We start from the raw sequence: 6,328 nt of genomic DNA, 5'->3' as shown, positions 1-6,328 counted from the left end.
ACGTTTCGCGGAAGCGCAACGCTTTTCGGTAGTGCGCGATTTCTGTGGTCACGGTTTAGGCCGCATTTTTTTCCACGATGCGCCGTCGATCCTGCATTTCGGCAGGCCAGGGCACGGAGCGGAAATCAAAGAAGGTATGTTTTTCACCATCGAGCCGATGATTAATGCCGGTAAATTCGACGTAAAAGTTCTGTCGGATAATTGGACGGCAGTGACGAAGGATAAATCGCTTTCGGCCCAGTTCGAACATTCCATCGGCGTCACCGCGACCGGGTATGAAATCTTCACCCTATCGCCCAAAGCCTGGCACGCGCCGCCCTATGCCTGATGTCCCCGCCCGACACTGACCCCGGGGCTTCCACCGAAGCGCCCCATTACGTCGGCCATCGCGCCCGATTGCGGGATCGGCTGCTGACCGGGGATGCGGATGCTTTGCCGGATTACGAGTTGCTCGAACTCATCCTGTTCGGGGCCAATGCGCGCGGCGATGTGAAACCCTTGGCGAAGAAACTGCTGGCGCGTTTCGGCAGTTTCTCAGCGGTTCTCACCGCCGACCCGGCGCAGTTGGGCACCTTGGAGGGCGTCGGCCCGGTCGCGATTGCCACGCTGAAAACCATTCAAGCCGCCGCCCGCCGCCTCGCCCGCGAACAGGCGCGCACGGCCCCCGTGCTGGCGGGGTGGCAAGCTGTGCTGGATTACTGCCGCATCGCGATGGCCCATGAGCCGATCGAGCAGGTCCGCCTACTGTTTCTCGACCGCAAGAATCATTTGATCGGCGACGAAGTGGTTCAGCGCGGCACCATCGACCATACCCCGCTGTACCCGCGCGACGTGGTGAAGCGGGCGCTGGAGGTCGGCGCGACGGCGCTCATTCTGGTCCACAATCACCCGACCGGCGACCCGACCCCCTCGAAAGCCGATATCGATATGACCCGCACCCTCGCCCGCGCGGTGGAGGGGGTCGGCATATCCTTGCATGACCATCTGGTGATTGGGCGGCATGGTCACAGCAGTTTTAAAGCGCTGGGTTTGCTGTAGCCCAGGAGTTGCGTTAAGAAGAAACTCCCGTTTGTCCCGCCTTGGTTGGTTTCCCATGCCGCTTCCTCTCACGCGCCGTCAGATTTTATTGGGTTGTGCCGCGTCCGCGCTGCTTCCCGGTTTAGGCCGTGCCGCCTCCCCGCGCGCTGAACCTGTTGGCCCGGTTCTGCTCACGGTCGATGGAAAAATTAGCTGGTCGAACGCCACCAACGCCAATGGTGCCCGCGAAATCCAGCTCGACGGCGCGATGATCGATGCCTTCCCGCAAGTGAGCGTAACGACCGATACGTGGTGGGAGCCGGGGGTTCATACCTATCGTGGGCCGCTGCTGCGCGACGTGCTGGCCGCCTGTGGGGCGGACCTTAGTCAAGGCACGTTTCGAGCCCATGCCCTCAATGATTTTGCCGCCAATATTCCGATGGAAGATTTGCTGCGCTGGCAGGTTCTTCTGGCCCGGTTCATCGACGAGCAACCCCTGCCGCGCCGAACCAAAGGGCCGTTATGGATCATGTATCCGCGCCGGGGCGAACCGGCGCTGGAGCGCGCCAGCATCCGCAACCGCTGGGTCTGGCAGTTGGATCGGATTACCCTTTCGTGATGAACCTTCACTTTCTCTATAATCGCCGGCTGCGCATTACTCTTCTAAGCCTGCTCACGCTGCTGACCATGATCGCGGCGTTGGTCACTTATCTTGCCGATAAAGAGCGGCAGGCTGCCGCACGCCTGGATTTCTCCCGCAGCCCTTGGGCGATTGCCGCCACGGAAATTGAAACGCTGCGCTATAGCCACGCGCTCAACCTGCTGTCGCGAACCCCCGACGATCTCGCTTTACGCCGGGAAACCTTGCGCCGGTTCGATACGACGTGGAGCCGGGTCGATATCCTAAAGCACGGGCCGGAGGGGAAGCCTCTCTTCCGGCTGCCGGGGTATCCGGAAACGCTCGAAGCCTTCGATAAGGTATTGAACGATCAAGACCCGCTGATCGCCCATCTCGAAACGGCAACCGCCGCCGAACTGAAGCAAGCCCATGCGGACATTAGCAAGATCGTGCCGCGCCTGCGCGAAGCCTTTCTGCTGATGGTGGCCGATCCCAATTACAACGGCCTCCGCTCGACCGCCGCCCAGGACGAGTTGGAACGGCGGCTTGCGCTGCTGCTGGCCGGGTTGGGCACGCTCATACTCGTGCTCTTCGTCCTGCTGATTGCCGAGATTGGCAGCACGCAACGGCTGCTACGGCACTCCGACGCAATGGTAGCGGTACTACGCGAACGCGAAACGGAACTCGCCGCGCTTCATGCCGCAGCGCAGCAAGCGCGCCAAGAAGCCGAGGCCGCGAATAACGCCAAAACCGCCTTTCTCGCCAATATGAGCCACGAGCTGCGCACGCCGCTGCACTCGATCCTAGGGTTCTCCGAAACGATCAAGCGCGCCAGCTACGGGCCGATTCAACCGCCCCAATATGCCGAGTATGTCGACCATATTCATCAGAGCGCCGAACATCTCTTCAGCCTTGTCGAAGATCTTCTGTCGCTCACCCGCATTGAGGCGCGGCAATATACGCTGAACGAAACCCGGCTCGATCTGGCCGCGCCCTGCCGCTTTGCCGTCGATCTGCTGCGCAGCAAGGCCGAGGCTGGCGACATTACCCTCACGCTGGGCGACGCGCCCGAAACGCCGGTGGTGATTTTTGCCGATCTGCGCACCGTTCGGCAATGCGTGCTCAATCTTGCAACAAATGCGGTCAAATTCACCCCTGCGGGCGGAACTGTGAGCGTTTCTTGGGGGGTAAATGCGCAGGGTGAAGCGGAATTGAGTGTGGCCGATACGGGCATCGGCATTAGCACCGAGGAGCAAGAGGCCATCTTCGATGCCTTCTATCAGGTCGACAACGGCCTCTCGCGGTTGCATACGGGCGCGGGTCTGGGGTTGCCGCTGGTAAAATCGCTGATGGAGTTGCACGGCGGCCGCGTGACGCTGGATAGCCGCATCGGCGAAGGCAGCCGCTTCACCCTAACCTTCCCGAAGGACCGTTCGGTCTAGCTGGCGCGCATAAAAAGAGCCGCGCTAAAAGTGCCGCCCGCGCGTTGGAACGCACACAAAAAAAGAGCCGCGCTAAAAGCGCGGCTGCCGAGTTTAGGGAGGAAACGCTCAAGAGCGTCATGCGGGAAGAGAGAAACTCTCTATGCCGCACTGCAAAAGTACGTTGTGCAGTGCGGCGAGTCAAGGGCGAAACTGCGTTACATTTATCCTTTTTGGCGTCCGCGATACGCGCAGCTTTAAATCTTTCCTAACCCTCGGTCCTAGACTCGCACACCCCCCTCGGATCAGGTATGGTCCTTGATACGGGGGAATTGGATTGACCGTGTCGTTCGGGCGTTGGGCCGCCCGCTGACATTTTTTGATGGCAGGCGGTGCTGAACGTGGGGACAAGTGCTGCGCTTATAGCGTTTATCGGCGTGACGATCGTAGCGACGGCTTTGCTGGCCTGGGCGCTGTCGCTGAAACGACAGATCCGCCGCGCGCGGGAAGCCGAGCGTAATCTCGAAGCGAAATATCAAGATTTCCTCGCCTGTAGTGCCGATTGGTACTGGGAAATGGATGCCGACGGGCGCTTTGTGCGGTTCGAGCGCGGCGCCCAATCGGCGGTGCCGGATGTGGAAGGCCCCGACCGGCTGCCCTATGGCAAAACGCCGCCAGGATCTCACCGCCGACGATACCGATCAGGCCCATTGGCGCCGCCATGCCGAAGATCTGGCCGCCGGACGCCCCTTCGATAATTTCTTATACTCCGTGCGCCGCTCCAACGGCACTCTCGCGTATGTTCGCTCCTCCGGGCGACCGATTCTCGCGGCCGACGGCACGGTTCTCGGCTGGCGCGGCGCGGCGTCCAATCTCACGCGCCTGCGCCAGCGCGAAATGGAACTCGCCCGGCAGACTGCGTTACTGCGCCTGACCATCGATAATGTCGCAACCTCCGTGCTGCTGGTCGATGAGGATCTGAAGATCCGCCACTGGAACCGGCTGCTGCACGGTATTTTCGATTTACCGAATGGCGTTATCAAACCGGGCATGGCCTATGCCGATCTGGTGCGCTATCTGGCCAAGCGCGGCGATTACGGCGTCGGCGATCCCGAAGCCATCGTTCAGCAGCAGATGACCAGCCTGCCACCGAATGGGCCGGAGCGGATCGAATGGACCATTCTGTCCGATAAAATCATCGAAACCTACCGGCGCTTCACCCCCGGCCTCGGTTTCGTCTTCACCCATATCGACATTACCCACCGCAAGCGCAGCGAAGAGAAGATGCGCACGGCGATGGAAGAAGCCTTTGCCGCCAACCGCGCCAAAACCGTCTTCCTCGCCAATATGAGCCACGAGTTGCGCACGCCGCTGAATGCGGTGATCGGTTTTGCCGAAATCATGGAAGGCCAGCTCTTCGGCCCGATCGGCAGCCCGCGCTACCTGGACTATGCCCGCGACATCCGCGAGAGCGGCGCGCATCTGCTCGAAGTCATCAACGATATTCTCGATCTCTCCAAAATCGAATCCGGCAAAGTGGAGATGAACGAGGAAGAACTGGACCTTACCCGCATTATTCAGTCGGTCGCGCGCCTGCTCCAGCACCGCGCCGCGCGGGCGGGCCTGTCGCTGCATACCGAACTGCCGCCGAACATGCCGAGCGTCTATGCCGATGGGCGGCTGCTGCGCCAAATTCTGCTGAACCTGCTATCGAACGCCGTGAAGTTCACCGATGCGGGCGGCACGATCACCACCAGCGTCGAGGTGTTGGAAACAGGCGGCCTCGCCCTGCACGTCGCCGATACCGGCATCGGCATGGACCCGGCGGAAGTGCCGATTGCGCTGACGCCGTTCCGCCAGTTGGACAATAGCCTGTCGCGGAAATTCCAGGGCACGGGCCTTGGTCTGCCGCTGGTGAAATCGCTGGTGGAACTGCACGGTGGCCGCCTGATTATCGAAACCGCGCTGAATGTCGGCACCACGATAACGGTCGCCCTCCCCGCCGAGCGGGTTCTCTCGCGGCCTAATCTGCTGGCAAACCCGAGCTAAGATAAACCGTCTGACATCCGTTTAAGATCGGTTGACAAGTCCCTGAACCAGCGGCATTCTCAAATCACAGGTTCGGGGTTTGTTCCGAGATTTGTAACGGGAGAACGGGCATGGCACGGCACGGATCGCAGGATCAGGCGGGAGATTTGGCGCGGCTGCCGAAGCTGCTGGCGCGCCTTGAGAGCGATCAGGACGCGGAGGTTTTGGCGGCAGCCCGCGCCGCTTCCCGCCTCGTGCGCGTCGCGGGGTTGAGCTGGGACGAAGTCATCCTCCAAGCCCCGGCAAAAGGCTGGCGCAGTCTGATTGATCTCGGCCGGCAACTCGCGGCGGAAACCCGGCGGCGCATTGCCGCCGAGCGCGCCGCCCACCATTGGCAAACGCTTGCCCGTCTGCGGGAAGAGGCGGTAAGCCGCAAGCCTGTCCAGGCAATACCCGAGGCCCCCCAGATTCAAGCCGAGCCCGTCGCGAGACCGAAGCCGAAAGCGAAACCGGCCACCCGCTCATCGATAGGTTGCTGGCCTCCCCCGCGCTCGATGCCGCTCAACGCATCCGCGTCGAGGCGATTGCAAGCTGGTATCGCCGCAGCGGGGATTTACTCGATATCGAACGCCAGGATCTTGAGCATTTCGGCCAGCTTGCCGGGCTTCTGCCCCACTACGCCGACCAGCGCGTCGCCGCCTAAGATATACATCAAGAAAAAACGGCTGAAGCGTTGCCCACGCTTCAGCCGTTTCAATTTTGCAGATGCCCTTGCCCGAAAGCACCCGCGCCATCAGTCGGCGGGGAGGGGAGGAAGCCGACTGATTGACATGGTCATAATGTATCATCGCTACATTCTTCTGTCACTCAGTTTTCAGAATGGGCGGATAGGACCGCTTTAAACCCAATTTATCCTAGAGACACGTAGCCTGACTACAGCCGCAAACAGGCAACGGAATATCAGGACAGAATGACAGACGGATTCGTGTCTTTATCGATGAGATGGGCCAGCGGCATGCGCGATAGGCTTTGACGGGTTTAATGACGATGTGGCTAAAGAATTTATCGATCCCCACGTCGGAATTAATCATCTTCTCACTGAGAATCTGATAATCCCGCACGTCCCCGCAGACAAACTTCAGAAGATAATCGTACCCACCACCAATCGAATAAGCTTCGATAATCTCGGGGATTTTGGCGATGACAGTCTCGAAGCGCTCATAGTCTTCGCCGCGCTGATTCT

9 protein-coding genes are annotated in these 6,328 nt (G+C 60.4%); 7 read left to right on the top strand and 2 right to left on the bottom strand.

What is annotated here, in order from left to right:
- The 6 genes from VZ95_RS11575 to VZ95_RS21935 form a co-directional block, all read left to right on the top strand.
- Positions 1 to 328, top strand: a 328-nt coding sequence (locus tag VZ95_RS11575) for a M24 family metallopeptidase (protein ID WP_045775976.1), incomplete at its 5' end; no start/stop codon positions are given.
- Positions 328 to 1,038: a RadC family protein gene (gene radC, locus VZ95_RS11570; RefSeq protein ID WP_045775975.1), complete on the top strand. Its 711-nt coding sequence runs from the start codon at positions 328 to 330 to the stop codon at positions 1,036 to 1,038. The genes VZ95_RS11575 and radC, both read left to right, overlap by 1 nt.
- A gap of 55 nt (positions 1,039 to 1,093) precedes the next feature.
- The gene (locus tag VZ95_RS11565; RefSeq protein ID WP_052711697.1) at positions 1,094 to 1,636 is read left to right on the top strand and encodes a molybdopterin-dependent oxidoreductase; all 543 of its coding nucleotides are present in this window, start codon (positions 1,094 to 1,096) and stop codon (positions 1,634 to 1,636) included.
- Positions 1,636 to 3,078: a sensor histidine kinase gene (locus VZ95_RS21940; protein WP_052711696.1), complete on the top strand. Its 1,443-nt coding sequence runs from the start codon at positions 1,636 to 1,638 to the stop codon at positions 3,076 to 3,078. Before VZ95_RS11565 ends, VZ95_RS21940 begins: the two co-directional genes overlap by 1 nt.
- Before the next feature lie 380 nt (positions 3,079 to 3,458).
- Complete coding sequence (locus VZ95_RS25535) at positions 3,459 to 3,815, top strand: LapA family protein (RefSeq protein WP_198148251.1); 357 nt, start codon at positions 3,459 to 3,461, stop codon at positions 3,813 to 3,815.
- On the top strand, positions 3,718 to 5,106 hold the full coding sequence (locus VZ95_RS21935; protein ID WP_052711695.1) for a PAS domain-containing sensor histidine kinase: 1,389 nt from the start codon (positions 3,718 to 3,720) through the stop codon (positions 5,104 to 5,106). The genes VZ95_RS25535 and VZ95_RS21935 overlap by 98 nt, the downstream gene beginning before the upstream one ends.
- 59 nt (positions 5,107 to 5,165) lie before the next feature.
- Here VZ95_RS21935 and VZ95_RS11550 read toward each other — a convergent pair whose 3' ends face one another.
- Entirely contained in the window at positions 5,166 to 5,558 is a 393-nt protein-coding gene (locus VZ95_RS11550; RefSeq protein ID WP_156995253.1) for a hypothetical protein, read from the bottom strand.
- Positions 5,559 to 5,617: 59 nt separating this feature from the next.
- On the opposite strand from VZ95_RS11550, the gene VZ95_RS24100 reads away from it, so the two are divergent.
- Positions 5,618 to 5,788 carry a hypothetical protein gene (locus VZ95_RS24100; RefSeq protein ID WP_156995252.1) on the top strand — a complete coding sequence of 57 codons (171 nt, stop codon included), beginning with the start codon at positions 5,618 to 5,620 and terminating at the stop codon, positions 5,786 to 5,788.
- A 211-nt stretch (positions 5,789 to 5,999) separates the two neighbouring features.
- Here the strand turns inward: VZ95_RS24100 and VZ95_RS11545 are convergent.
- Positions 6,000 to 6,328, bottom strand: a 329-nt coding sequence (locus VZ95_RS11545) for an Lrp/AsnC ligand binding domain-containing protein (protein ID WP_198148250.1), incomplete at its 5' end; no start/stop codon positions are given.

Source organism: Elstera litoralis (genome assembly GCF_000963705.1).
GTDB lineage: Bacteria > Pseudomonadota > Alphaproteobacteria > Elsterales > Elsteraceae > Elstera > Elstera litoralis.
The sequence above is the reverse complement of the archived record's forward strand: the minus strand, read 5'-3'. Positions and strand labels throughout refer to the sequence as shown.